General features: G+C 64.7%; 16 protein-coding genes and 4 tRNA genes. 7 read left to right on the top strand and 13 right to left on the bottom strand.

Annotation, left to right across the window (positions count from 1 at the left end; genetic code table 11):
- Positions 1-7: 7 nt before the first annotated feature.
- Together AB4M76_RS07370 and AB4M76_RS07375 are read right to left on the bottom strand one after the other, a co-directional pair.
- A complete protein-coding gene (locus AB4M76_RS07370; protein WP_368441146.1) occupies positions 8-1,921 on the bottom strand; it encodes a cation:proton antiporter in 1,914 nt (637 codons plus the stop codon).
- Between the two features lie 19 nt (positions 1,922-1,940).
- The gene (locus AB4M76_RS07375) at positions 1,941-2,393 is read right to left on the bottom strand and encodes an Lrp/AsnC family transcriptional regulator (protein WP_368441147.1); all 453 of its coding nucleotides are present in this window, start codon (positions 2,391-2,393) and stop codon (positions 1,941-1,943) included.
- Between the two features lie 139 nt (positions 2,394-2,532).
- Here AB4M76_RS07375 and hppD point away from each other — a divergent pair, with 139 nt between their 5' ends.
- Positions 2,533-3,627, top strand: a complete 1,095-nt coding sequence (gene hppD / locus AB4M76_RS07380) for a 4-hydroxyphenylpyruvate dioxygenase (protein ID WP_368441148.1) — start codon at positions 2,533-2,535, stop codon at positions 3,625-3,627.
- Between the two features lie 76 nt (positions 3,628-3,703).
- Here the strand turns inward: hppD and AB4M76_RS07385 are convergent, their stop codons facing one another.
- The gene (locus tag AB4M76_RS07385; protein ID WP_368441149.1) at positions 3,704-6,541 is read right to left on the bottom strand and encodes a hypothetical protein; all 2,838 of its coding nucleotides are present in this window, start codon (positions 6,539-6,541) and stop codon (positions 3,704-3,706) included.
- A gap of 167 nt (positions 6,542-6,708) precedes the next feature.
- Between AB4M76_RS07385 and AB4M76_RS07390 the strand changes: the two genes are divergently transcribed.
- On the top strand, positions 6,709-7,410 hold the full coding sequence (locus AB4M76_RS07390) for an SIMPL domain-containing protein (RefSeq protein WP_368441150.1): 702 nt from the start codon (positions 6,709-6,711) through the stop codon (positions 7,408-7,410).
- 41 nt (positions 7,411-7,451) lie between these two features.
- On the opposite strand, the gene AB4M76_RS07395 is transcribed toward AB4M76_RS07390, so the two are convergent.
- A complete protein-coding gene (locus AB4M76_RS07395) occupies positions 7,452-8,744 on the bottom strand; it encodes an O-acetylhomoserine aminocarboxypropyltransferase/cysteine synthase family protein (protein ID WP_368441151.1) in 1,293 nt (430 codons plus the stop codon).
- Positions 8,745-8,814: 70 nt separating this feature from the next.
- The gene (locus tag AB4M76_RS07400; protein ID WP_368441152.1) at positions 8,815-9,819 is read right to left on the bottom strand and encodes a hypothetical protein; all 1,005 of its coding nucleotides are present in this window, start codon (positions 9,817-9,819) and stop codon (positions 8,815-8,817) included.
- Between the two features lie 91 nt (positions 9,820-9,910).
- On the opposite strand from AB4M76_RS07400, the gene AB4M76_RS07405 reads away from it, so the two are divergent.
- Positions 9,911-10,492: a hypothetical protein gene (locus AB4M76_RS07405; protein ID WP_368441153.1), complete on the top strand. Its 582-nt coding sequence runs from the start codon at positions 9,911-9,913 to the stop codon at positions 10,490-10,492.
- A gap of 40 nt (positions 10,493-10,532) precedes the next feature.
- On the opposite strand, the gene AB4M76_RS07410 is transcribed toward AB4M76_RS07405, so the two are convergent.
- A tRNA-Tyr gene (locus AB4M76_RS07410) sits at positions 10,533-10,616 on the bottom strand.
- A gap of 112 nt (positions 10,617-10,728) precedes the next feature.
- Between AB4M76_RS07410 and rlmB the strand changes: the two genes are divergently transcribed.
- Positions 10,729-11,505: a 23S rRNA (guanosine(2251)-2'-O)-methyltransferase RlmB gene (gene rlmB, locus AB4M76_RS07415; RefSeq protein ID WP_368441154.1), complete on the top strand. Its 777-nt coding sequence runs from the start codon at positions 10,729-10,731 to the stop codon at positions 11,503-11,505.
- A gap of 256 nt (positions 11,506-11,761) precedes the next feature.
- Here rlmB and AB4M76_RS07420 read toward each other — a convergent pair.
- The 5 genes from AB4M76_RS07420 to AB4M76_RS07440 form a co-directional block, all read right to left on the bottom strand.
- Positions 11,762-11,836 (bottom strand) — tRNA-Gly (locus AB4M76_RS07420).
- A 157-nt stretch (positions 11,837-11,993) separates the two neighbouring features.
- Positions 11,994-12,068: transfer RNA gene (locus AB4M76_RS07425), tRNA-Gly, on the bottom strand.
- 244 nt (positions 12,069-12,312) lie between these two features.
- Positions 12,313-13,986 (bottom strand): cytochrome c oxidase subunit I, encoded by a 1,674-nt coding sequence (ctaD, locus tag AB4M76_RS07430; protein WP_174858852.1) that lies wholly within the window; start codon positions 13,984-13,986, stop codon positions 12,313-12,315.
- Between the two features lie 156 nt (positions 13,987-14,142).
- On the bottom strand, positions 14,143-14,835 hold the full coding sequence (lipB, locus tag AB4M76_RS07435; protein WP_368441155.1) for a lipoyl(octanoyl) transferase LipB: 693 nt from the start codon (positions 14,833-14,835) through the stop codon (positions 14,143-14,145).
- Between the two features lie 39 nt (positions 14,836-14,874).
- Entirely contained in the window at positions 14,875-15,558 is a 684-nt protein-coding gene (locus AB4M76_RS07440; RefSeq protein WP_368441156.1) for a DsbA family oxidoreductase, read from the bottom strand.
- 250 nt (positions 15,559-15,808) lie between these two features.
- Between AB4M76_RS07440 and AB4M76_RS07445 the strand changes: the two genes are divergently transcribed.
- From AB4M76_RS07445 to AB4M76_RS07455, 3 genes are all read left to right on the top strand, one after another.
- Positions 15,809-15,894: transfer RNA gene (locus AB4M76_RS07445), tRNA-Leu, on the top strand.
- 287 nt (positions 15,895-16,181) lie between these two features.
- Positions 16,182-17,939, top strand: coding sequence for an autotransporter assembly complex family protein (locus tag AB4M76_RS07450; protein ID WP_368441157.1), 1,758 nt, complete (start codon positions 16,182-16,184; stop codon positions 17,937-17,939).
- Entirely contained in the window at positions 17,939-22,279 is a 4,341-nt protein-coding gene (locus tag AB4M76_RS07455) for a translocation/assembly module TamB domain-containing protein (protein ID WP_368441158.1), read from the top strand. The genes AB4M76_RS07450 and AB4M76_RS07455 overlap by 1 nt, the downstream gene beginning before the upstream one ends.
- A gap of 39 nt (positions 22,280-22,318) precedes the next feature.
- On the opposite strand, the gene AB4M76_RS07460 is transcribed toward AB4M76_RS07455, so the two are convergent.
- Positions 22,319-22,831, bottom strand: a complete 513-nt coding sequence (locus AB4M76_RS07460; RefSeq protein WP_368441159.1) for a flavin reductase family protein — start codon at positions 22,829-22,831, stop codon at positions 22,319-22,321.
- Positions 22,832-23,158: 327 nt separating this feature from the next.
- Positions 23,159-25,114 carry an acetate--CoA ligase gene (gene acs, locus AB4M76_RS07465; protein WP_368441160.1) on the bottom strand — a complete coding sequence of 652 codons (1,956 nt, stop codon included), beginning with the start codon at positions 25,112-25,114 and terminating at the stop codon, positions 23,159-23,161.
- Between the last annotated feature and the right edge of the window lie 115 nt (positions 25,115-25,229).

A 25,229-nucleotide genomic window follows, 5' to 3' on the forward strand; every position in this document is an offset into this window, starting at 1 on the left:
GCCTATCTCAGGCGCGCTCTTTGTCCTTTTCAGCGCCAAGGTTGATAAAGGCCGTCTCCAGCTCTTTCTGCAATTCCTTAGCCCGCGCCACATAGGCGGCGTTTTGCGACGGTGGCACATCGGGCCGCCAGAGCGCTGCCAGCTCGCGCACCGAGGCGCGGTCATGGGCGTAGAAGAGCTTCTGCGCCTCATTCGCCTCAAAATCAGAAAGCCCCATATTTTCCAGCACATAGCGCCCGGCCCGCAGGGAACTGTCGAAAAGCTCGCGGGTGATGTCATTGGCGCCGGCCTGATAGTGGCGGTAGACCTCGATCCGGTCCCGCGCGCGGCTGACGATATGAATATCGGGGTTTTCCTTGCGGGCATAGGCGATCAGCGCCACCGCCGCTTGCGGATTGTCGAGGGCGACGACCAGCACCCGGGCCTCTTGCAGCCCGGCTTTGCGCAGGATGTCGGGCCGGGTCGGGTCGCCCAGAAACCCTTTGAACCCAAAGCGCCGCATCACGGCGATGGTCTCGGGGTTGTGGTCCAGGACCACGGTCTCAAACCCGCTGGCCTGCACCATGCGGTTCACCATCTGGCCAAACCGTCCGACCCCCGCAATGATCACCGGGCCGCTGCGGTCTATCTCATCCGGGGTGATCGGCCCCGCGTCGTCCAGCCGCTTGCTGATGCCGTCATAAAGGATGAAGAGCAGCGGGGTGATCAGCATGGTCAGGGCGATCACCACCAATAGCGTCTCTGCAATCGGGTCGGGCATGACCCCGGTGGCGATGGAGAAGCTCACCAGAACAAAGCCAAACTCCCCCGCCTGTGCCAGGGCCAGCGTGAAGAGCCAGCCGTCGCGGCCTTTGAGGCGGAACAGCCGGCCCAGCACCAGCAGGATCAGGGCTTTCACGATGATGACCAGCAGCGCCATGCCGACAAGGATCAGCGGTTTTTCGAACAAGAGTTCGAAATTGACCCCCGCGCCGACGGTGATGAAAAACAGTCCCAAGAGCAGCCCTTTGAAGGGCTCAAGGTCGGTCTCCAACTCATGGCGGAATTCGCTGCTGGCAAGGACCACCCCGGCGAGGAAGGCCCCCAGAGCCGGGGACAGGCCGACGAGCGTCATCAGGGAGGAAATCCCCACCACGATCAGCAGTGCCAGAGCCGTGTACATCTCGCGCAGTTTGGCGAGATGGATATAGCGAAAGACGGGGCGGGTGAGATAGACCCCCACAAGAATGATCGCCGCGATGGCCCCAAAGGTGACAAGGGTGACCCCCCAGCCCGGCAGGTTCTGAACGAAATCCAGCGCGGCATGGGCGGCTTCATTCACATTGCCGCCGTTGCCGCCGATATGCGCAGACTCGACCTTTTCGCGGTCGAGCGAAATCGACCCGTCGGGCAGCATGCCGGGCGGGATGGAGGCCGCGAGCAGGGGCAGGAAGGCGAGGATCGGGATCACCGCGATGTCTTGGGTCAGCAGGACCGAGAACACCGACCGCCCGCCCTGGGTGCGCATCAGGTTCTTTTCGGTCAGCGTTTGCAGGACGATCGCGGTCGAAGAAAGCGCCAGCGTCAGCCCAATCGCCAGCGCCACGCGCCACGGCTGGTCATAGGCCATGGCGATCCCCATGAGGGCGGCGGTGGACAGCAGAAGCTGCGCCCCGCCCAGCCCCAGCAGACGGTGGCGCATGTCCCACAGCGCGCGGGGTTCAAGCTCCAGCCCAATGAGGAACAGCATCATCACCACGCCAAATTCGGCGAAATGCTGAACGTCCTTGGTCTCTGAGCCCACCAGCCCCAGCACCGGCCCGATCAGAATGCCCGCCGCCAGATAGCCCAGAACCGAGCCCAGCCCCAGACGGGCGGCGATGGGGACGGCGATGACAGCGGCGGCGAGATAGACCGAGGCTTGGAACAGAAAGCCTTCCATTGGGGTCCTTTCGGAGGGGTCAGATGGGCAGCGGCCCGTCTTGTTTCAATTGATCCATGACGATCTGGCTGTGCACCCGAGACACAGCCTGATGCGGCAAAAGGACATCGTGAATAAGCCGGTTCAGACTTGGCAGGTCGTCACAATAGACCCTCAGAAGATAGTCCGCATCCCCCGTCATGGTCCACACGCTCACAATCTCGGGACGGGTCGCCATGAGCCGCGCGAAACTGGCGGAATGTTCCGGCCCATGGGTGCCCAGATGCACCTGCACGAAGCCCTGCACATTCAGCCCCATGCGCACCGGATCAAGCCGCGCATGATAGCCGCGGATATAGCCTTCGGCCTCCAACCGCTGGCGGCGTCGCCCGGCCTGGCTGGGCGAGAGGTTCAACTGCTCGCCCAGTTCTTGCGCGGTCAGATGGGCGTTCTTTTGCAAGGCTGTCAGCAGCCGTCTGTCGGTTTCATCCATTGCCGTGCACAATCCCCGCATAGTTTGGTGTTAGTATGCGCGATATCGACGAAGATCGCCAGTTCAATGCTGCAAAAAGCGTAATGCCCGCAGCTGCCAGCCGGTATCCTAGGGTCAAATCAATTGAGAGGAGATCTCCATGGGTCCGTTCCCGCATGATGCCCCGAAATCGACCATCACGCCAGAGAACCCGGCTGGCACCGATGGGTTTGAGTTTGTCGAATTTGCCAGCCCCGACCCGCAGGCGCTGCGCGATGTCTTTACCAAGATGGGCTATGCCCATGTCGCCAACCACAAGACCAAGAAGATCGAGCTTTGGCAGCAAGGCGACATCACCTATGTGTTGAACCACGACCCCGAGAGTTTCGCCGCCCGTTTCGTCGAGGAACACGGCCCCTGCGCCCCCTCGATGGGCTGGCGCGTGGTGGATGCGCAGAAGGCGCTGGAACATGCGGTGGCCAAGGGCGCCGAGGAATATAAGGGCGACGGCAAGGTACTGGACGTGCCCGCGATCATGGGGATCGGCGGCTCGCTGATTTACTTCATCGACCAGTATTACGACACTTCGCCTTACAATTGGGAATACGACTGGATCGCCACCTCCAAGCCCGAGGGCGTGGGGTTCTACTATCTCGATCACCTGACGCATAACGTCCACAAGGGGAACATGGACGTCTGGTTCAAGTTCTACGGCGATCTGTTCAACTTCCGCGAGATCCGTTTTTTCGACATCGAAGGCAAATACACCGGGCTCACCAGCCGGGCGCTGACCTCGCCCTGCGGGCGCATCCGTATCCCGATCAACGAAGACCGGGGCGAGACCGGGCAGATCGTGGCCTATCTGAAGAAATACAATGGCGAGGGCATCCAGCATATCGCGGTGGGGGCGCGCAATATCTATGACGCGACCGATGCGATTGCCGACAATGGGCTGAAATTCATGCCCGGGCCGCCCGAGACCTACTACAAGATGTCGAAAGAGCGTGTCACCGGCCATGAAGAGCCGCTCGACCGGATGCAGAAACATGGCATCCTGATCGACGGCGAGGGCGTGGTCGACGGCGGCGAGACGCGCATCCTGTTGCAGATTTTCTCCAAGACCGTGATCGGGCCGATCTTCTTTGAGTTCATCGAGCGCAAGGGCGATGACGGCTTCGGGGAAGGCAACTTTAAAGCGCTGTTTGAATCGATCGAACAGGAGCAGATCGACAACGGCGAGTTGGAGACCTCTTAAGCGACGCCGCTTTGATGGTGCATGTAAGGAGCGCTTCGGCGCTCCTTTTCTTTGGCGGGTGCGGGGCTGCGGTGGCTTAGTTCGGCATCCTCAGCACGACATTGCGCCCGCGTTTGACATAGCGCAATTCGCTGTCACCAATCGCCGCCACGCGGCCCCCGTCCACCCGGTCGCCCACTTCGACCTTCTGGTAGCGCCCGTTGCTCAGGCGCACCAAGGCGCGGCGGTTGGACGGTTTGCCATAGACCCCGATCAGGTTCAGCTTGCGCAGGTTGATCGCGTTGCGCGACGTCGCCTGTTTCGCCACAGAGGTTTTCGAAGGGATTTTCGGCGTGACCGCGCGGGGCGCGACGCTGGCGACCTGCGCCGAGGCGGCTGCGGTCTCGGCCCGTTTTACGATCCGCGCGAAATTGCGCGGGCGGGTGTCCGGGCGGCGCGAAAGCTGCGTGGCCTGTGCAGTGGCGTTTTCGATTGCCGGCGGAGTGGCAAGGGCGGCCGCCACGGCGTCGCGCGTGTCGACAGGCGCGACCTCGGGGGCAGCAGGCGCGGGGGTGGCAGGTTCGGGGGCCGGGTCCTGCGCCACGGCTTCCTCTTGCGCTTTCTCCTGCGCCGATTCAGGCCGCAGTTGCGGGCGCAATCCCCCCAGTTCAGCGCGGGTCAGTCCGCCCAGTTGCGCGCGCTCATTGCTCTCGGCAAGGTCTGCGGGCCGGGGCTGGGGGCGGCGCCCGGCCAAAGCGTTGTCGGTCGCGGCGGGTTCAGGCGCCGCCTCGCGTTTGGCCATTGTCTGCGGCGGCACCGCCTCGGGCTTCCCCTGATAGACAAGATGCCCATCCGGGCTGAGCGCGCCCTTCACGGTGGGGGTGACCAGACCGCGGGCGTCGAGATTGAACCGCGTCCCGGCTGCGGCCGGGGGGGCCACGGCACCGGGCGCGCTGTCGGTGGCGAAACGGTCAACCGCCGGCAGCGCCACGGCATCGGTGGTGCTGCTGATCGGGTCAATGCTGGTGAGATACAGATCATCGATATCGATCTTTGCCGCCGGCGCGGGCGGCACCTGTGGCGCGCGCGGCCAGATGCCGGTGGTGGCATAGCGGGCGTCAATCTCGGCCTCGGTCATCTCGGAACTGGGGCGCAGCTGCGGCGTGCGCAGCGCGTCGAGCACGGCGCCATCTTCATCGGTCAACCCGGCATCCAGCGCGGCGGTTTCAATGGCGTTGGGGGCTGCGGGCTCGGGCGGGAGCAATTCTTCCGCCTCGGCCAAGGGCGCGGCGGGGGCCGCTTCCGGCGCGGGAGTCTCGGCGGGGGGCTGATCGAGCGCCTCGGCGGTGGTGGTCGGGCTGCGGTCGCCAAAGAGGCGCGACAAGGCGGTGCCATTGTCCAGAAAGATCGACGCCCAGGCCGCGACGCCCGCGAGGAAAAGCAGGAGGGCGGCGGTCAGGATCAAGCCAAGGAACCTCGGCTTTCCGCCCACGGGGGCGTTCTGGCGGGCCCCGAAAATGGTCATCCGCTCGGCCTCGCTCGCTGGCATGCGGGTGGGCGTCGCGGCGGGGACGACGCGGCGGTCTTTGCGGGGTTTCTTGCTCTTCGGTTTGCGGCGACTGAGGAATGGCGCGCCGGTCGCGGGTTTCTTGGGGGTCAGCGAACTGCTGTCGGGCTGCGGCGCGCGGGTCTCTGGCGCGGCATCGACTGGCGGCACCGGGCTGCTGGGCGTGGCCCCTGCGGGCGCGGCTTTGCTGTCGGGCGAGGGCGGCGTGTCCCGGCGCGCACCGCCAAGGCTGGGTGCCTGCGCAGATGCCCCCGTGTCAGAGGCCCGCGCGTCGGGCGCCCGGCGGCTGGCGAAACCCGCGCCGGTGCCGCTGCTCGCGGGGGCGGCGGAGAAATCGATCTTACGCGACGGGGCTTTGGGCGTCTCCGCAGCCGCAGCCGCAGCGAGCGGGGCGGCAGAGGCCGCGACACTGCCGGTGTCCTCGGCATCGGGCTGATCATCAGCCTGTGGCGCATCCGCTTTGGGCAGGTCTTCGATCCGGGGGGCGGATTTCTGCGCGGGCGCGGGGGCCGGATCGGCTGCCACGGTGTCGGCCGCGTCCACCGGTGCGCTGAACGCCGGCAGGGGTTCGTGGCGCGGGGGCGGGCTGTCCTCCGGCGTCGCCGCGAGCACCGCGGCGGTCTCCTCCGCTGAGGGCTCCTCCGCCGGGGGCTCTTCCGCCGGGGGCTCTTCCGCCGGGGGCTCTTCCGGCTCGACGGGATCGGCCAGAACCGGCAGCGGCTCTTCGACGGGCGGCGGGGTCTCCTCCGGCGTCGGGGCCAGATCAGGCGATGCGGCGTCGCTCTCCGCTGCTTCGGCGATGGGCCCTTTCGGCGCCGGCGTTGTCGGCAGGGCCACCACCGGGGCGGTCTCCGGCTCCAGCGTCTCACCGGGCTCAAGCAGGGTCTGCGCGGCGGCGGTCAAGCCGAAATCGGGCACCCCGCGATAGCCCTCGTCGTCGGGGGCGGCGACAAAACCCACCGGGTGAAAACGATGTTCCACCGCGAAGGCTTCGGCCTCGTCCAAGGTCTCGCGGGCCACGGCGGCGATATGGCTGCGCGGACCGTCGGCACTGACGTGATAGACCAGCTCATCCACCGCATAGGGGGTCGCCCCCTCCAGCGCTTTGGCGGCGGCAGCGCGACGCGCCCCCGGGTCCATGTCGGGCGTGTCGATGGTCAGATAGCGGATCTGCGAATCCGGGATCAGCAGCAGGCTGCGCAGCCCGCCGGGCTCCAGCGCTGTGGCGGTCTTGCGCAGCGCGGCCAGTTCGGCGGCCAGATCGCTGCTGTCCAACATCACCTCGCCAACCAGGCGCCAGCCATCCGAAACCCGGTGCAACAGGCGGATACCATCGAAAGACAGAGAAAGGGCAAAATTCGGCTTCATCGCAGACGACTTTAGCATGGGGTCCGGCACAGTTACAGGCGCGCCGCGCGTCCGGTTTAGGATAGAGCAGGACTTCGCCCAAGGGAAGGGCGGCGGCGCGGGGGTGGCTTGTCAGCGCCTGCCGGGGGTGGGCAAATGGCGCGCAGAAATACGCGAAAGGAACAACGATGCGACTGATCAATTGGGTGGCGCTGGCCTGGATGGCCGGGGCGAGCGCGCTGGCGGCGCAACAGCAGTCAGAGCAGGGGATTATCGTGACCGGGCAAGGCAGTGTCGCGGCCGCGCCCGATATGGCGACGATCACGCTGGGCGTGACGGAAGAGGCCCCGAGCGCCAAAGCGGCGATGGACAGGGTGACCGAAGCGGTGGCGGCCATTCTGGCGCAGCTCGACGCCGAAGGGATTGCGGCCTCGGACCGTCAGACCAGCCGTTTCTACCTGCGCCCGGTGCATGACCGTCGGCCCGTGGAAAACGGCGCACCGCCCGAGATCAGCGGCTATCAGGCGGGCAATTCGGTGACGGTGAAAGTGCGCGATCTCTCCAATCTCGGCGCGGTGATGGACGCCGTGCTTGAGAAGGGGGCGAATGATTTCAACGGGATAGATTTTGGCCTGCAAGACCCGAAAGACGCCATGGCCGAGGCGCGCCGCGCCGCTGTGACCGATGCCACCGACCGCGCGCGCCAGATGGCCGAGGCGGCGGGTGTGGAACTGGGCGAACTGCTGCGGATGACCGAGAACACGACCCCGCAGCCCCGCATGTTCGAGGCCGCCCGGATGGGCGCTGCCATGGACAGTGCCATCGCCGAGGGCGAAGTGGAGGTGCAGGCGCAGGTGTCGATGACCTTTGCCATCGCGGCGCGGCAATAGGCCAGGCAGCCCCCGCCGGAGAGACCGGCGGGGGCATTGGTTCAGGCGGTGGCCTTGGTCAGCGCCTGATCCAGATCGGCGATCAGATCATCGGCATCTTCCGTCCCGATCGACAAGCGCACCACATTGGGGCTTGCCCCCGCCGCTTCCAGCTGCTCCGGCGTCAACTGGCGGTGCGTGGTGGAGGCGGAGTGGATCACCAGCGAGCGGGTATCGCCCAGGTTGGCGACATGGCTGAAGATCTCCAGCTCATTCACCAGTTTCACACAGGCGTCATAGCCGCCCTTGACCGCAAAGGTGAACAGGCCCCCCGCGCCCTTGGGGCAGACCTTTTGCATGCGCTCGTAATAGGGCGAGGATTTCAGCCCGGCATAGGTCACGTAATCGACCCGGTCGTCCTGCTCCAGCCATTCGGCGACCTTGACCGCGTTCTGCACATGGCGCTCCATCCGCAGCGACAGGGTCTCGATCCCCATCAGCGTGTAATGCGCCGCCTGCGGGTTCATCGTCATGCCCAGATCGCGCAGGCCAATGGCGATGCTGTGGAAGGTAAAGGCCATCGGGCCGAAGGTCTCGTGGAACGTCATGCCGTGATAGGCGTCCTCGGGCTGGCTGAGCGAGGGGAATTTGTCATTCGCGGACCAGTCGAACTTGCCCGAATCCACCACGCAGCCGCCCATCACGGTGCCATTGCCGGTGAGGTATTTGGTGGTGGAATGAACGACCAGCGTCGCGCCATGCTCGATCGGGCGGCAGAGATAGGGCGTGGCGCTGGTGTTGTCGATGATCAGCGGAATGCCCGCCGCATCGGCCACATCGGCAATGGCGCGCACATCCATGATATAGCCGCCGGGGTTGGCGATGGCTTCGCCAAAGACCGCGCGGGTGTCCTCGTCAATCGCATCGGCCACCGCCTGCGGATCGTCAAAGTCGACGAATTTGCAGGACCAGCCGAAACGTTTGATGGTCTGGCTGAACTGGGTGACCGTGCCGCCATAAAGCCGGGTGGAGGCGATGATGTTCTTGCCCGGCCCCATCAGCGGAAACAGCGCCATGATCTGCGCCGCATGGCCCGAGGAACAGCAGACCGCCCCGGCACCGCCTTCCAGCGTGGCAATGCGTTCTTGCAGCACCGCATTGGTGGGGTTGGTCAGGCGCGAATAGATATAGCCGACCTCTTGCAGGTTGAAGAGCGCCGCCGCGTGATCGGCGTCGCGAAAGACATAGGCGGTGGTCTGGTAGATCGGCGTCTGCCGCGCGCCGGTGGCCGGGTCCGGCGCCGCGCCGGCGTGGATTTGCTGGGTGTCGAAGCGAAGATTTGGGGTGTCTGCCATGGCTCTGTCCTCTCAGAAAAATGGGGTCTCGGGCACCCTAGGGCCAAGTCTGCGGACAAACAACTGGCGGTTAGCGCATCCAGAAGCCGTTTGATTTGATCCGGTTGCGGATTGCCTGTTCGCGCCGCGGCAGGTTGTCTTGGTCAAACAGCGCGCGCACCTTGGCTCCGCGCTTTTGGTAGATCATGCGTTTGATCGCATCGCGTTCCTTGAGCAGTTTCTTGATCTTATGGGTTGCTGCAACGGTTTCGAGTACCTCGATCGCGCGGGCGCTTTCGCGGGCATAGAGCAGCGGCAGGAAGCGGTAATGGCAGGAGATGGCGCCATCCAGCAGACCGGGCGGCAGTGTATCGCGGCCCCCGCCGAGCTTGTGGATCACCAGTGGCAGCACGATCTGATCCAGCCAGGGATCAAAGCTCTGCGCGCAGAGCTCCACCGGGGGATCATCGCGCGCCGCCAGCGCATAGTCCAGGAACAATTCGCCAAACGCGCGCGGGCAGCGGTAGTAGAAGAAACCCGCGTTAAAATAGAGATAGCGGCGCCAGTATTCATCGGGCTGGCTCAGGTCGAGACTGCTCTCGAAGTCGAGGCCGAACTTGTCGTAGAGGGATTTCCACAGGCCGCTGTAGCCTGGACCGTAAAGCTGCGGCTCGGGCCAGGTGCCCTCGCGCCGCAGCGAGGCGGAGGGGCGGGTAAAGTCAAAGGGCACGGTGGTCAGATCGCCGGTGATCAACGTATCTGTGTCAAAGAAAACAAAGGGTTCGCCCTCGGGCAGGGCGCTCAGCATCTCGATTTTATTGCCATAGGGGTAGGCGCTGCCAAAATGCTGGCTTTGAAAGGGAATGAACTCCGCCCCGAGCTCGGTCAGCGCCGTGCGCAGGGCGTCGCTGCCGATCCGCGGGTCTTTGTCCCAGAGCGGCCCGGGCTGGGGCTCGGCAATCAGCAGGCGACCTTTGAAACCGGGGGCCGAATGGCGCAGCGAGGCGGCAAAGAGCAGGGCTTCATAGGCCAGCCGCCCCTGCTGGGCCACGATGACGACGTTGAAAATTTGCGGGAGACGCGAATTGCGTGTCATACTTGGGCGCGGCCTCGTGTTTTTGGCGAGTATAGGGAGAAGTCTGATCTGGCAAAAGCCGGCAATTGTGCCGCGCGCGGAGGGGGTTGAGATGATTGATTTCATATTCGCGGTCATCGCCATTGGGATCGCCGGGCAGGGCGCGCCCTCAGACGGGATCACCGCGCCGTTGTCGCCTGACGTGCCCCGCAGGGCGCAGGCTCCCGCCAGCCCCGCCGCCCCCGCGCCCCCGGCAGCACCCGCAAGCCCCGATCTGGGCGCATCCTTCGATATGTCCGCCCTGCCTGCGGGTTTAGCGGCTGAGGATCAGACCCCGCGCGGCCAGTTCACCACGGCAGGGGAGGTCCGGCCGATTCTCAGCGCCACCCGCCGCAGTTGGATCGCGCTGCGCGCATATGACGGTCGGGATTACCTCTATGTCACCCACCTGTGGAACTGGCGCTGCGGACTGGCGGCGATCGCGGTTTCGGTGAACGACGGGCCTATGGTCAATTGGACGATGCCGCCCTGCCATACCGAAAGCGCGACCCCGAATGCGATTCTCGAAGGCGACCCGCTGCCCTATGTGACGTTTGGGCTCGGTTCGGTCCAATCGGTGCGGGTGCAGCTGGTCTATGATGACCTGAGCATGGAGAGCGCGCGCTTTGCACGCGGCGCGGTGCTGATACCGTGAGCCCGGGGGGTGATTTCACCAATTTGATCGGGGGGTAAAGTGGTGGGCGACCCTGGAATCGAACCAGGCGTGCGTCTCCGCGAGGGAGTTACAGTCCCCTGCCACACCTTGCGGCCTGTCGCCCACTTTGCCCTGTGCATTGCACCTGACGTGGGGGCGTGATTACAAGCGACCCAAAGGACCGTCAAGGCGAATTCCTGAGAAATCTTGGGGAAATCGCGCGAAAGGATAAAGAGATGAAGAAACCTAAATGGGTCGTGCAGAAAGAGCAGGACAAGAAGGCCGAAGCGGCGCAGACTGTCTGGCTTTTCGGCCTGCATGCGGTGCGTGATGCGCTGCTGAACCCGCAGCGGGAGAAATTGCGGTTGATGGTCACCCCGAATGCGCAGGCGAAGCTGGAAGACGCCATTGCGACAGCGGGAATCACGCCCGAAGTGGTCGACCCGCGCAAGTTCCGGCCGCCGCTTGACCCGAACTCGGTGCACCAGGGCGCGGTGCTGGAGGTGAAGCCGCTGAATTGGGGCCGGTTGGAGGATGTCGCCATCGGGCATGCCGCGCCCCGGCTGCTGCTGCTCGACCGGGTGACGGATCCGCATAACGTCGGGGCGATTCTGCGCTCGGCCGAGGTTCTGGGCGCTTCGGCGGTGATCGGCACCAAACATCATTCCGCGCCGGAGACCGGGGCCTTGGCCAAGACCGCCAGCGGCGCGCTGGAGCGCCAGCCCTATCTGCGGCTGCGCAACCTCGCCGATGCGATCCGCGCCCTGCAGGACATGGGCTATCTGGTGCTGGGGCTGGATGGGGAGGCCACCCAGACCATTGAGGAGGCCGTAGAGGGCCGCCGGGACCGCCCTGTGGCCCTGGTGCTGGGGGCCGAAGGGCCGGGGCTGCGGGAGAAGACGCGCGAGACCGTGGATGCGCTGGTGCGGATCGACGCGGCGGGGGGCTTTGGCTCGCTCAATGTCTCCAATGCGGCGGCCATCGCGCTCTATGCCAGCCGGGTGGGGGGCTGAGAATCGGCAAGAACTGGCTCAAAACCGGGGCGGGGGCGGGGCGTCGGGCTCCACCCCCTTTGAAAACGCCAAAGGCTTCTTACGTTCTAAGATGACCGCAGGCCCGGAACGCCTGCTGGCCACCTACTGTCCCTCGTTCCGTACCTATACGCCCCGTGGTCTCCATGGGGCGTTTTTTTTTTATGGGGGTCTTGGAAACACAAAAGCCGCCCCGGGGGGCGGCTTTTGTGTTTCCTGCGGGGTGGCAGGATCAACCTGGAGCGGGCGAGGCGATTCGAACGCCCGACCCTAACCTTGGCAAGGTTATGCTCTACCCCTGAGCTACGCCCGCATCCGGTTGGTGAGGGGGGAATACCCATTCCCGCTGCAGGCTGCAAGGGGGAAAATGAGGGCGAAAGGGCAAAGCTTGGAAATTATTCCGGGGCGTCTGCGCGGGGCTGGAAAACACAAAGGGCCGCATCAAGAGATGCGACCCTGTGAAAACCAGATGGAGCGGGCGAGGCGATTCGAACGCCCGACCCTAACCTTGGCAAGGTTATGCTCTACCCCTGAGCTACGCCCGCTTACCGTCTGGTGAGGGCGAGATACCCATTGGGGCGGGGGGCTTCAAGAGGGAAATGTGGTTTTGCGGGGAAAAAATTGTGCAATTCGGGGGCGCTGCCCCCGGACCCCCGCGGGTATTTGAAAAAGGATGAATTGGGGGAGGGTGCTTGGGGCTGGATTGGGCGGTTTGGGGCAAAGGTGTAGCGGCAGACAAAAGAAAAGGCCCCGCGGGGGGGGCGGGGCCTTTGGTGGTTCAGGCAAAGCTTAGTGGCTGTGCTGTTTGTCCCAGTCTTCCTGCTTTGGAAGCTGCTCGAACGTGTGTTCGGGCGGCGGGCTGGGCAGGGTCCATTCCAGCGTGTCGGCATATTCGTTCCAGGGGTTGTTTGCCGTGGAGCGGGCGCCGCGTGTCAGCGAGTAGGCCATGATCCCGAAGAAGAACAGGAAGGAGGCGAAGCTCAGGAAGGCGCCCCAGCTCGACCACTGGTTCCAATAGGCGAAGGCCTCCGGGTAGTCGATGTAGCGGCGGGGCATGCCCTGACGGCCCAGGAAGTGCTGCGGGAAGAAGGTCAGGTTGGCGCCGATAAACATCATCCAGAAGTGCAGCTTGCCGGCCCATTCGGGATACATGCGGCCTGTCATCTTGGGCAGGTAGAAGTAGATCCCTGCGAAGATGGCGAAGACAGCACCCAGCGACATCACGTAGTGGAAGTGTGCCACGACGTAGTAGGTGTCGTGATAGGCGCGGTCCACGGCGGCCTGGCTCAGCACGATGCCGGTGACGCCACCAACGGTGAAGAGGAACAGGAAGCCGAAGGCCCAGAGCATCGGTGTTTTGAACTCGATGGAGCCGCCCCACATGGTGGCGATCCAGCTGAAGACCTTCACGCCGGTTGGCACCGCGATGACCATGGTGGCCAGCATGAAATAGGCCTGCTGGTTCAGGGTCATGCCCACAGTGTACATGTGGTGCGCCCAGACGACGAAGCCCAGAGCACCGATGGCGATGATCGCCCAAACCATCGGCAGGTAGCCGAAGATCGGTTTGCGCGAGAAGGTCGCGATGACATGGGAGATGATGCCGAAGCCGGGCAGGATGATGATGTAAACTTCGGGGTGACCAAAGAACCACAGGATGTGCTGGTAGAGCACCGGGTCACCGCCACCGGCGGGGTCAAAGAAGGCGAAGCCGAAGTTGCGGTCCATCAGGAGCATGGTGATCGCGCCCGCCAGAACCGGCAGGGACAGAAGGATCAGCCAGCTTGTGACAAAGATCGACCAGGCAAAGAGCGGCACTTTGAACAGGGTCATGCCGGGGGCACGCATGTTCAGGAAAGTGGTGATCATGTTGATCGCGCCGAGGATCGAGGAAGCACCCGACACGTGGACCGCGAAGATCGCGAAATCCATCGACATGCCCGCTTCGCGGACCGAGAGCGGCGGGTAGAGCACCCAGCCCACGCCGGAGCCGAGCTGGCCAGCGCCGCCCGGTGTCAGCAGCGAGCAGACCGCCAGCGTGGTGCCGGCGACATAGAGCCAGAAGCTGAGGTTGTTCATCCGCGGGAAGGCCATGTCCGGCGCGCCGATCTGCAGCGGCATGAAATAGTTGCCGAAACCGCCAAAGAGCGCGGGAATCACGACGAAGAACATCATCAGGATGCCGTGGCCGGTGATCAGCACGTTCCAGAGGTGTCCGTTGGGCGTACAGGATGCGGTGCCATCAGAGATGAAACGCGCGCCTTCCATACACATATATTGAACGCCCGGCTCCATCAGCTCAAGGCGCATGTAAACGGTGAAGGCCACCGAGATAAGCCCAACAAAGGCCGAGACGATCAGGTAAAGGATACCGATGTCTTTGTGGTTGGTGGACATGAACCACCGGGTAAAGAACCCCCGGTCGTCGTGGTGATCTTGGCCGTGAATGGCTGCGTCTGCCATGCGGTGCCTCCTGCAAATGAATTGGTCACAAGGCACCATAAGCGGCGCGCTGCGTCGTCGCGCCCGTTTTAGAGCGGCGATCTCTTGGGGGCAATGGGCGCGATGGTCGCAGGGGGCGTATTTTTTGCGCGGCCTTTTGTCCCGCTGGAGGCGGTGTCAGCGGGGCTGGGGGGCTCTCTCTGCCGGGCAGGCGGCGGGCGTGGCGGCGAAAACACCGTCGAAACTTGCCCGCAGGGCCAGATCGACGTCATCCATGGTGACCGGCAGGCCAAGATCGACAAGCGAGGTCACCCCATGGGCCGTGATGCCGCAGGGGACGATGCCGCCGAAATGGCTCAGGTCGGGTTCCACATTGATGCTGATGCCGTGAAAGCTGACCCATTTGCGCAGTCTGATTCCAATCGCCGCGATCTTGTCTTCGGCGGGGCTGCCATCGGCTTGCGTCGGCTTTTCGGGCCGCTGGACCCAGACGCCGACACGGCCGGGCCGAATCTCTCCGCGCAGGTTGAATTGGTCGAGCGTGGCGATCACCCATTCTTCCAGCTGCCGCACGAAGCACCGCACATCGCGCCCGCGGGCGGCGACATTGAGCATGACATAGGCCACCCGCTGTCCCGGCCCGTGGTAGGTATATTGTCCGCCGCGCCGGGTGGGGTAGACGGGGAAACGGTCCGGATCGGTCAGATCATCGGGCTTTGCCGAGGTGCCAGCGGTGTAGAGCGGCGGGTGCTCCACCAGCCAGATGCATTCGTCGGCCGTGCCTGCCGCGATGGCCGCGGCGCGCGATTCCATCCACGCTTCGGCAGCGCGGTAGTCGGTGAGCCCGTCGGTGATGATCCATTCAACCATTGCGCAGCCTTAGCAATCCCCGCGCCGCACCGCCAGTGCTCACGCCGCCGCGTCCCGCTCTTGCAGCAGCTTGCGCAGCAGTTGCGCGTAATTGTCGGCCCCCTGCGCCCCGGTGATCAGGTATTTGCCTTCGAAGATCATCGAGGGCACGCCCGAGATGCCGCGAGATGTCCAGATCTGCTGCGCCTCGCGGGTTTGCGCCGCATGGCTGCCGCTGGTGAGCACCTCAAGCGCTTCGGCAGGGTCCAGCCCGACCGATCCGGCGACATCTGCCAGCACCTCTTTATCCCCGATATTGCGCCCTTGGGTGAAATGCGCGTCGAAGAGCGCCATCTTCAGCGGATGCTGGAGGCCCTTGCTCTGCGCCCATGTCAAAAGCTGATGGGCGAGGAAGGTGTTCTGCATCCGGGTGTCATCGCTGAAGTTGAAGGTGAAGCCCAGTGCGCGGCCCATATCGGTCAGACGTTTGCGATTCTCGACCGATTGCGCGGGGGTGGAGCCATATTTCTCGGCCAGATGCTCGGCCATGTTCTGGCCTTCGGCGGGCATCTGGGGGTTCAGCTCAAAAGGATGCCAGCGCAGATAGGCGCCGACGCCGACGGCGCCGAGGGCTTGCTCTAGCTGTTTGTAACCCACGATGCACCAAGGGCACATGATGTCTGAGACGATGTCGATCTGGACGCTGGGGGCGTCGGTCTGGGCTTGGGCGAGATCTATGGGCATGGGGCGTTCCTTGTGATGCGTCCTTTAGATGGAACCGCTGCGCGGCGTTTTCAACAGGCGAAGCGGGGGGAGCGGGGCAGGTCGGGCCGCCGGGGCTTCACAGCCCCGACCCCCGCGTGAAGGATTCTGGGCGAAAAGGAGGGAAAAAGCACCATTGGCAGCGCTGCGGGAAAGAGAGTGAAAATAGTTGCCGATTGCCTCTTCACAATCCCGGAGCCTTTGGCTAAACCGCACCCACCAACCATGGCGTGCGGTCGTGGCGGAATGGTAGACGCGCAGCGTTGAGGTCGCTGTGGGGTAACACCCGTGAGAGTTCGAGTCTCTCCGACCGCACCATGGTTGTTCAGTCCAGACCCTGGACACCACTGCTTCTTTTCCTATCAAATCTGATATGCAAGAATTTGCCGATCTGCCGCGCTTTGCCTGTGGGGGAGCGCGACTCGGCGGTTCACATCTCGTCTCTGTGACCGCAGAGTGTTTGCAGGCCGGGCGGCGATGCCGTTTAACGGAAGCATAGACCTTGCGAACCGCGGCGACGGGGGCAGGGTGGCTAATCAGGAGGGCAGCGCGTGACGCGAGCAGGGAACCACAGATCGGCACTATCTCTCGCGATTGGCCTTCTTATGGGCACCACCGGTTTGGGCGCGGCGGCGCAGTTGAGCATCACCGGCGTGTCGGAGGACACGGAGCTTTACGACAATCTGCGCGGCGGTTCCTTGCTGGCCGAACAAACCGATGCGGATGCCGAGCCGGCCACGCCGCAGGAATTGGTGGCCGCCGCGCAGGCCGATTACGCGCGGCTTTTGGCGGTGCTTTATGACAATGGCTACTTTGGTCCCACGCTGAAAATCACGCTCGATGGGGTTGATGCCGCCGCGATTCCGCCGGTGCGGCCGCCGCGGCAGGTGGACCGGGCGGTGATCTCTGTCGATCCGGGGCCGAAATTCCGCTTTGGCCGCGCCCGCATTGCGCCGCTGGCGCCGGAAACCGAACTGCCGGACGGTTTTGCCACCGGGCAGACCGCAAGTCTTGGGGTGCTGAAAGAAACCGTGTCCAGCGGCATCGCCGGTTGGCGGGCGGTGGGCCATGCCAAGGCGGAACTGGCCGAGCAGGATTTGGTGGCGCGTCATGAAGCGCGTCAGATCAATGCCGATCTGCGGCTGGCGCCCGGACCGCGGCTGCGCTTTGGCGCGCTGGCGATCACGGGCAACGAAGATGTGCGCACCGCGCGGCTGCGCGAGATTGCCGGGCTGCCGGTGGGGGAGGTTTTCGACCCCGAAGAGCTGGAATTGGCCACCGAACGCCTGCGCCGAACCGGTGCCTTTGACGCGGTGGCGCTGACCGAAGCGGATGACATTGGCCCAGGTGCCACCCTGCCGATCACCGCGCGGGTGGTGGAGGCGCCCAAGCGCCGGCTTGGCTTTGGCGCGGAGCTTTCCTCTCTCGAAGGGTTGCGGCTGAGCACCTTTTGGCTGCACCGCAACCTGATGGGCGGCGCGGAGCGGCTGCGGCTTTCGGCCGAGATCGAAGGCATCGGGGGCAATTCGGGCGGTGAGGATTACCGTTTGGCCGCGCGTTTCGAGCGGCCCGCGACATTCAACCCCGACACGGATTTCTATGCGCTGGCCAAGCTGGAGCAGCTCGACGAGGTGAACTTTTTCTCCCGCCAGCTGGATCTGGAAGCCGGTATCACCCGCATTGCCAACCAGCAGCGGCGCTATACGGCCGGGGTGGGGATTCGCGCGGCAGAGACCCGCGATGCCTTTGGCACCCAAACCTACACCCTGCTGACCCTGCCGCTGAGCGCCGAGTTTGACTATCGCGACAAAGACCTCGACGCCAAGGAAGGCTATTACGCCAAAGCCAGCCTGACCCCCTTTGCCGCGATCTCTGGCTCGCAAAGCGGGCTGCGGACGCTTTTTGACACGCGCTATTATCGCACCTTTGGGACGGAACGGCCCGTCACCCTCGCCTTCCGCGGGCAGTTGGGCGCGCTGGCGGGGCCGGACCTTGACCAGGCCCCCGCCGATTACCTGTTCTACTCGGGCGGCGGCGGGACCGTGCGCGGGCAGCCTTATCAATCGCTTGGGGTTGACCTCCCGAGCGGCGACACCGTGGGCGGGCGCAGTTTCGTCGGCCTGTCTGCCGAGGCGCGGGTCAGCGTCACCGAGAAGATCGGCGTCGTGGGCTTTGCCGATGCGGGCTATATCGGGTCCGAAGAATTTTACGATGGTTCAGGCACTTGGCACTCAGGTGCCGGGCTTGGGCTGCGCTATGCCACGGGGATCGGCCCGATCCGGGTCGATGTCGCCGTGCCCACCTCGGGGCCCGAGGTGGACGATGATTTCCAAGTCTATATCGGGATCGGGCAGTCTTTCTAATGCGGCATTTTTTCCAGTTTCTCTCCATCGCCCTCGTCTGGCTCGCCAGCCTTATGCCGGCCCTGGCCCAGGATGACGACAAGGGCTTTCTGACCCGCACCATCCAGGACGCGCTGAGCGGCGCCGGGCGGGCGGTCAGTATCGACGGGTTCCGGGGCGCGCTGAGTTCGGAGGCGTCCTTTGACCGGATGACCATCGCGGATGACGATGGCATCTGGCTGACGCTGGAAGATGTTGTGCTGGACTGGAACCGCTCGGCCCTGCTGCGCGGTCGGCTTGAGGTCGAAAGCCTCACCGCCCGCCGTCTTGATGTGGAGCGGCTGCCGGTCAGTGAGGAGACCGCGCTGCCGGAGGCCGAGGCGAAACCCTTTGCCCTGCCGGACCTGCCGGTCTCGGTGGAGATTGCGGATTTCTCGGTGGGGGAGATCAATCTCGGCGAGCCGATTCTGGGCGAGGCGGCACAGCTGTCGATCGAGGCCAATGCCCGCCTGACCGACAGCGTGGGCATTGTCGATTTTCAGGCCCGTCGCACCGACGGCAAGATGGGCGTTTTTGACATTCAGGCGGATTTTGACCGCAACGAAGGTCTGCTCGACCTGATGTTGAAGCTGAAAGAAGACCCCGAAGGCATCGCCGCGCGGCTGTTGAACCTGCCGGGGCAGCCGTCGGTCGAGATGACCGTCGCGGGCAGCGGCCCGCTGGATGACTACGCCACCGATGTGACCATCGCCACCGACGGGCAGGAGCGGCTGGCCGGGCAGGTGACGCTTGGCACCCAGACCCCGCAGCGCGCCAGCGACACCCCCGACCGGCGGATTCAGGCGGATATCGGCGGTGACATCACGGCGCTCTTGGCGCCGCGCTACCGCGATTTCTTTGGCGAGGATGTGCGTCTGGCGCTCGACGCGCTGGTGGAGAGCACCGGGGCCGTGGATGTAAGCAGCTTCACGATCAGCGCCAATGCTGTCGATCTGGCCGGCAAGCTGCGGCTCAACCAAGAGAAATGGCCCAGCCTGATCGACATCAAGGGGCGCATTGCGAACCCCGATGGCACTTCGATCCTTTTGCCCCTGTCGGGCGAAGGCACGCGGGTCGAAGGGGTGACCTTGGCGGTTGACTACGACGCCGCGGACGGGGACCGTTTTGACGGGAACTTCGACATCACCGGGCTCGACACCGGCGCTGTGCAGATCGCGCAGACCACTTTGGCCCTGGACGGGGTGCTCGAAGGCAACCTTGGCAGTCTGGGGCAGTTTCTGGGCGATGTGACATTTGCTGCCGAAGGGGTGGAACTGACCGACCCGGCCAGCGCCGCGGCGATTGGCGACAAGATCACCGGCAGCGCCGAGGTGCGTTTTGTCGAGGGCGATCCGCTGCAGATCAGCGGGCTGACCCTGACCGGTGAAGATTACGGGCTGACCGGGGAGGCCACGGTCGACGGGATCGACACAGGGCTGCTCACAGACTTGAAGGTCACCGTAGAAGCCGATGATATATCGCGCTTTTCCAGCTTGGCTGGGCGCGATCTTGCCGGCGCCACGGCGCTGGCGCTGAATGGCACGGTGACGCCTCTGAGCGGCATGTTCGATCTGGCCCTCGCCGGGATCACGGAAGACCTGAAAATCGGCATTGAGCAGGCGGATGCGCTGCTGGCGGGGCGCACCAATCTGAGCATGATTGCCCTGCGCAACGAGAACGGCACCTTCCTGCGCGAACTGGATCTTGAGAACGCGGCGCTTGATCTCTCGGGCACTGCCGAGCTGCGCAGCGACGACAGCCGGGCGGAGTTGGATTTCACCCTCACCGACATCGGCTTGGTCGTGCCGCAATACGAAGGCCCGATCGCCGTGAAGGCAACAGCCGTGCAGGACAGCCGCGGCTGGACGGTCGATGCGGTGACAGACGGCCCCTATGACGCGGCGCTGACCGTGTCGGGGCTGGCCACCGGCGCGGAGGCGCAGATCGACTTTACCGCCGAAATCCCCCGGATCGAAGATTTCCTGCCCGAGGCCGATATCACCGGCCCGGTGACCGCCGAAGGCGCGTTGCGCCAGACCCCGCAGGGCTGGCAGATTGACACCGAGGCCAGCGGCCCTTTCGATGCGCAGGCGTCTGTCCAAGGCTTGGTGACGCCGCGGGTCGATGTGACATTTGACCTCTCGTTGCCCGAGATCGAACCTCTGGTCCCGCAGGTCAGCGGCGCGGTTGAGGCCAGCGGATCGCTGGAGCAGACCGAACAGGGCTTTGTCATCGACGCGGTGGCCAATGGCCCCTATGGCAGCCGCATCGCGGCAGAGGGGCTGGCCACCGGGCCCGATATGGCGCTGCGCTTTGACCTCTCGCTGCCCGATGTGAACCCGGTGGTGCCGCAATTGAATGGCCCGCTCTCGGCCAGCGGTGAGGTGCGGCAGACCTCGGAGGGTATCTTTGTCGATGTGGCGGCGGAGGGGCCTTATAGCAGCCGTGCCTCTGTCGAAGGTCTGGCAACCGGCCCGGACATGGCGCTGAGCTTTGATCTCACCCTGCCTGATGTCAGCCCCTTGGCACCCGGCGCGACCGGAGCGCTGACCGCGACGGGCAAACTGCGCCAGACGCCAGAGGGGATCGCGGTGGATGTGGATGCCAGCGGCCCCAATGGCAGCCGCGCCATGGTGGAGGGCCTGGCCACGGGCGATGTCTCCCTGCGCTTTGACCTGACGGTGCCGGATGTGAGCCCCTTTGCGCCCGGCGTCACCGGCCGTCTCGCGGCCAGTGGCACGCTGCGCCAGACGGAGCAGGGCGTGGTGATCGACACCAGCGCCAGCGGCCCCTATGGCGCGCAGGCCACGATCGAAGGTCTGGTGACCGGCCCCGATGCGGCGGTCGACTTTCGGGTGAACATGCCCGACATCGGGGTGATTGTGGACAAGGTCAACGGCCCCCTGAGCGTCGCAGGCTCGGCCCGGCGCGCGGGGGATGCCTGGCGGATTGACACCGAGGCGACGGGACCGGCGGGCACCACGGCCAGCATCGAAGGGCTGGTGAACAGCGACGGGACGCTGAACCTCGACGTCTCCGGGAATGCGCCCCTGGGGCTGAGCCGCCCCTTCCTCGCCCCGCGCGACCTGCAGGGGCAGGCGCGGTTTGATCTGCAGATCAACGGGCCGCCCGCGATCAGTTCGGTGAGCGGGCGTATCACCGCCAGCGATGCCACATTCACCGCGCCCAACCTGCGGGTGGCCCTGGCGGGAATCGATGCGGATATCCAGCTTGGCAACAACCGCGCGCAGATCAATATCACCGGGCAGGCGGTCGATGGGGGGCAGCTGCGTGTGGCAGGGGCGGTGACCCTGTCGCCCAGCTATCCGGCTGATCTGAATGTCACGATCCGCGGGTTGGTTTTTGCGGACCCGAGCCTCTACACCACCACGCTCAATGGCGATCTGCGTCTGGCAGGACCGCTGACCGGGGGCGCGCAGATTACCGGGCGCATTAATGTGGGCGAAACCAATGTGCAGGTGCCCTCGACCGGGTTGACCTCCATCGGGGACATCCCGCCGATCACCCATGTCAACGCCCCGGCGGATGTGCTCGCCACCCGGCGCAAGGCGCAGCTGGAGGGGGCCGAGGCGGGGGCGGACCCGGCAGAGCGCAGCAGCGGTCCGGGCTTTGGGCTCGATGTGCTGGTCAATGCGCCGAACCGGATTTTCGTTCGGGGTCGGGGGCTTGATGCGGAACTGGGCGGCAGCCTGCGGCTGACCGGCACAACCAATCAGCTGTTGTCGGTCGGGCGGTTCGAGCTGATCCGCGGGCGGCTTGATATTCTGGGCAAGCGGTTCCTGCTCGACGAAGGGTCGGTGCAGTTCCAGGGCGACCTGATCCCCTATATCCGCTTCGTCACCTCGACCAATACCAATACCGGCGAGGTGCGGGTGATCGTCAGCGGGCCGGCGAATGAGCCGGAGGTGACCTTTGAATCGACCCCGGCAGCACCGCAGGACGAAGTGCTCTCGCAGCTGCTCTTTGGCCGGAACATCTCGGAAATCTCGGCCTTCCAAGCGCTGCAACTGGCCAGCGCGGTTGCCACGCTTGCCGGGCGCGGCGGCGATGGGATCATCGGCAATCTGCGTGAGGGCTTTGGCCTCGACGATCTTGACGTCACCACTACCGAAGACGGGGCCACGGCGCTGCGCTTGGGCAAATATCTGACCGACAACGTCTATACCGATGTGACCGCCGCCTCGGATGGCACCGGGGAGGTCTCGCTGAACCTCGACATCACCGAGAGCCTCAAGGCCAAGGGGACGCTGGGCTCCGATGGCGAAAGCAGCATCGGTATCTTCTTTGAGCGGGATTACTAAAGCCAAGGGCGCCGATGCGGCGCCCTTGCACTGAAGCGCCTAGTCGCGCGGGGTGAATTGCCCGTAGCGGCCCCGGTCGAACATCAACCCCGCCGTACCGTCTTCGCGCAGGGTGATATGGCGCACATGGCCGAGGATCAGCGAATGGTCCCCGGCGGGATGCACCGCGAAAGTGTCACAGTGAAACTGCGCCAAGGCCCCGGCAAAGCTCGGCGCGCCGCCCGGTCCTTCGGTCCAGTCGAAGCCGGTAAAGTCATGGCCCTGCGTGGCGAAATGCTGCGCGAGGTCTTCCTGGTCCGCGCCCAGAACATGGATGCAGAAGGAGGAGGCCGCGGTGAAACTGTCGTGCCGCTTTGACGAGATCGCGGGCGACCAGAGCACCAGCGGCGGGTCGAGCGACACCGAGGCGAAAGAGTTCGCCGTCATCCCCAAGGGCCCCCGCGGCGTCTGCGTGGTCACAACGGTCACGCCGGTCCCAAAACGCCCAAAAGCGCGGCGCAGGGCGGTGGCATCGCCACCGGCGGGGGAGAAGGAGGTCGGTTCATCGGTCATAGCGTCAAGCGGTGCCATGTGGCCGGGGATTTGTCCAGCCGGCTCCGGCGATTGCGCGGCAATTGGAGCACCCTTGCGCAGGTCCGCGCGGCGCAGGAGGCGCTGGCGGGAAGGGTGCGCCGAACATAGGGGGGCGGGATGACCTGCGGCCTCCCCCGGTTCTAAGAAGGGAATGCGGGCTGGCGGTGAGGGGAGGAGAGCGGGGGTGTTCCGCCCCTCACCGCCAACCATTTTCAACCCAAAAGAAGGGGCCATTCAGGAAGCGCAGGCCCGCCTTGCGTTTGCCGGGCCGTCCGCTCTTGGACGCCCCGGCAGCATGCTGCCGTGCTAGCGGTTCATCCGGTTGTCGATCAACTCTTCCACCACGGTCGGGTCCGCCAATGTCGAAGTATCGCCCAGAGCGCCATAGTCGTCTTCTGCGATCTTGCGCAGGATGCGCCGCATGATCTTGCCGGAGCGGGTTTTCGGCAGGCCGGGGGCCCATTGGATCAGATCGGGCGAGGCGATCGGGCCAATCTCCTGCCGCACCCAATCGCGCAGCTCTTTACGCAGCTCTTCGCTGGGCTCTTCGCCCGACATCAGCGTGACATAGCAATAGATGCCCTGGCCCTTGACGTCATGCGGGTAGCCGACGACGGCCGCTTCAGCGACTTTGTCATGGGCAACGAGCGCGCTTTCGACCTCTGCCGTGCCCATGCGGTGACCCGAGACATTGATCACGTCATCGACGCGGCCGGTGATCCAATAGTCGCCATCCGCATCGCGTTTGCAGCCATCGCCGGTGAAGTAATAGCCCGGGAAATCGGCGAAATAGGTTTTCTCGAAGCGCTCATGATCGCCCCAGATCGTGCGCATCTGGCCGGGCCAACTGTCGGCGATGCAAAGCACGCCCTCCGCGGGATTGCCCTCGATCTCCTGACCCGAGGTCGGGTCGAGCACCACCGGCTTGATGCCGAAGAAGGGTTTCATCGCCGCACCCGGTTTCATGTCATGCGCGCCGGGCAGGGGGGTCATCAGATGGCCGCCGGTTTCGGTCTGCCACCAGGTGTCAACGATCGGGCAGCGGCCTTGGCCGACGACCTCGTGATACCAGTTCCACGCCTCGGGGTTGATCGGCTCACCCACGGTGCCGAGGATGCGCAGCGATGACAGATCGCTCTTGGTCACATAGTCATTGCCCTGTCCCATCAGCGCGCGGATCGCGGTGGGGGCGGTGTAGAATTGGGTGACCTTATGCTTCTCGCAGACCTGCCAGAAACGGCTGGCATCGGGATAGGTCGGCACGCCTTCGAACATCAGCGTGGTGGCGCCATTGGCCAGCGGGCCGTAGACGATATAGCTGTGGCCGGTGACCCAGCCCACATCCGCCGTGCACCAATAGACGTCGCCATCGTGGTAATCAAAGGTCACCTCATGGGTCAGCGCGGCATAGGTGATATAGCCGCCGGTGGTATGGACCACGCCCTTGGGCTGGCCGGTGGAGCCGGAGGTGTAGAGGATGAAGAGCGGGTCTTCGGCGCCCATGGCGACCGGCTCGCAGCTCTCGGGGGCGTCTTTTGCCAGCGCATTGTAATCGCGGTCGCGGGCATCGTCCCAGGCCACATCACCGCCCGTGCGGCGCACCACGAGGCATTGCACGCTGGCGTCGCATTGCGCCAGCGCCTTGTCGGCATTGGCCTTGAGCGGGGTCGCCTTGCCGCCGCGCGGGGCTTCGTCGGCGGTGATCACGACCTTGGCCTCGGAGCCGTTCACCCGGGCAGCAAGGGCGTCGGGGGAGAAACCGGCGAAGACGATGGAATGGATCGCACCGATCCGGGCGCAAGCCAGCATGGCATAGGCGGCTTCGGGGATCATCGGCATATAGATGATCACGCGGTCGCCTTTGCCCACGCCCAGATCGCGCAGCACGTTGGCCATCCGGCAGGTGTTGGCGTGCAGCTCGCGGTAGCTGATATGCTGTGCCGCGTCCTTGGGGTCATCCGGCTCCCAGATGATCGCGGTTTGATCGCCGCGGGTTTCCAGATGGCGGTCGATGCAATTGGCGCTGACGTTCAATTCGCCATCCGCGAACCAGTTGATGCTGACCGCTCCGGGATCAAAGCTGACGTCGCGGACCTGGGTGAAGGGTTTGATCCAGTCGATCCGCTGCGCCTGTTCGCGCCAGAACCCGTCGGTATCCGTGACGGAAGCCTCATACATCTGGGCATAGCGCGCGGCGTTCACATGGGCGCGGGCGGCCATGTCGGCGGATGGCGGATAGGTCTTGGCGGTGGTGTCGGACATGGTGTTTCCTCCCTGAATATGCGCGTCACGCCATGGCGGCTGGCCGGGCCTGCCGTCCCTCGGCGTCCTCCTTGGCGGGATCATAACGCTCCGTGAAAAGAAGTGAATAAGCAAC

Source organism: Sulfitobacter sp. PS-8MA (genome assembly GCF_040933935.1).
Taxonomy (GTDB): domain Bacteria; phylum Pseudomonadota; class Alphaproteobacteria; order Rhodobacterales; family Rhodobacteraceae; genus Sulfitobacter.

Coding starts and splice junctions, on each gene's coding strand:
- AB4M76_RS07370 (WP_368441146.1), bottom strand. CDS start 1,921: ATGGAAGGCTTTCTGTTCCAAGCCTCGGTCTATCTCGCCGCCGCTGTC.
- AB4M76_RS07375 (WP_368441147.1), bottom strand. CDS start 2,393: ATGGATGAAACCGACAGACGGCTGCTGACAGCCTTGCAAAAGAACGCC.
- hppD (WP_368441148.1), top strand. CDS start 2,533: ATGGGTCCGTTCCCGCATGATGCCCCGAAATCGACCATCACGCCAGAG.
- AB4M76_RS07385 (WP_368441149.1), bottom strand. CDS start 6,541: ATGAAGCCGAATTTTGCCCTTTCTCTGTCTTTCGATGGTATCCGCCTG.
- AB4M76_RS07390 (WP_368441150.1), top strand. CDS start 6,709: ATGCGACTGATCAATTGGGTGGCGCTGGCCTGGATGGCCGGGGCGAGC.
- AB4M76_RS07395 (WP_368441151.1), bottom strand. CDS start 8,744: ATGGCAGACACCCCAAATCTTCGCTTCGACACCCAGCAAATCCACGCC.
- AB4M76_RS07400 (WP_368441152.1), bottom strand. CDS start 9,819: ATGACACGCAATTCGCGTCTCCCGCAAATTTTCAACGTCGTCATCGTG.
- AB4M76_RS07405 (WP_368441153.1), top strand. CDS start 9,911: ATGATTGATTTCATATTCGCGGTCATCGCCATTGGGATCGCCGGGCAG.
- rlmB (WP_368441154.1), top strand. CDS start 10,729: ATGAAGAAACCTAAATGGGTCGTGCAGAAAGAGCAGGACAAGAAGGCC.
- ctaD (WP_174858852.1), bottom strand. CDS start 13,986: ATGGCAGACGCAGCCATTCACGGCCAAGATCACCACGACGACCGGGGG.
- lipB (WP_368441155.1), bottom strand. CDS start 14,835: ATGGTTGAATGGATCATCACCGACGGGCTCACCGACTACCGCGCTGCC.
- AB4M76_RS07440 (WP_368441156.1), bottom strand. CDS start 15,558: ATGCCCATAGATCTCGCCCAAGCCCAGACCGACGCCCCCAGCGTCCAG.
- AB4M76_RS07450 (WP_368441157.1), top strand. CDS start 16,182: ATGGGCACCACCGGTTTGGGCGCGGCGGCGCAGTTGAGCATCACCGGC.
- AB4M76_RS07455 (WP_368441158.1), top strand. CDS start 17,939: ATGCGGCATTTTTTCCAGTTTCTCTCCATCGCCCTCGTCTGGCTCGCC.
- AB4M76_RS07460 (WP_368441159.1), bottom strand. CDS start 22,831: ATGACCGATGAACCGACCTCCTTCTCCCCCGCCGGTGGCGATGCCACC.
- acs (WP_368441160.1), bottom strand. CDS start 25,114: ATGTCCGACACCACCGCCAAGACCTATCCGCCATCCGCCGACATGGCC.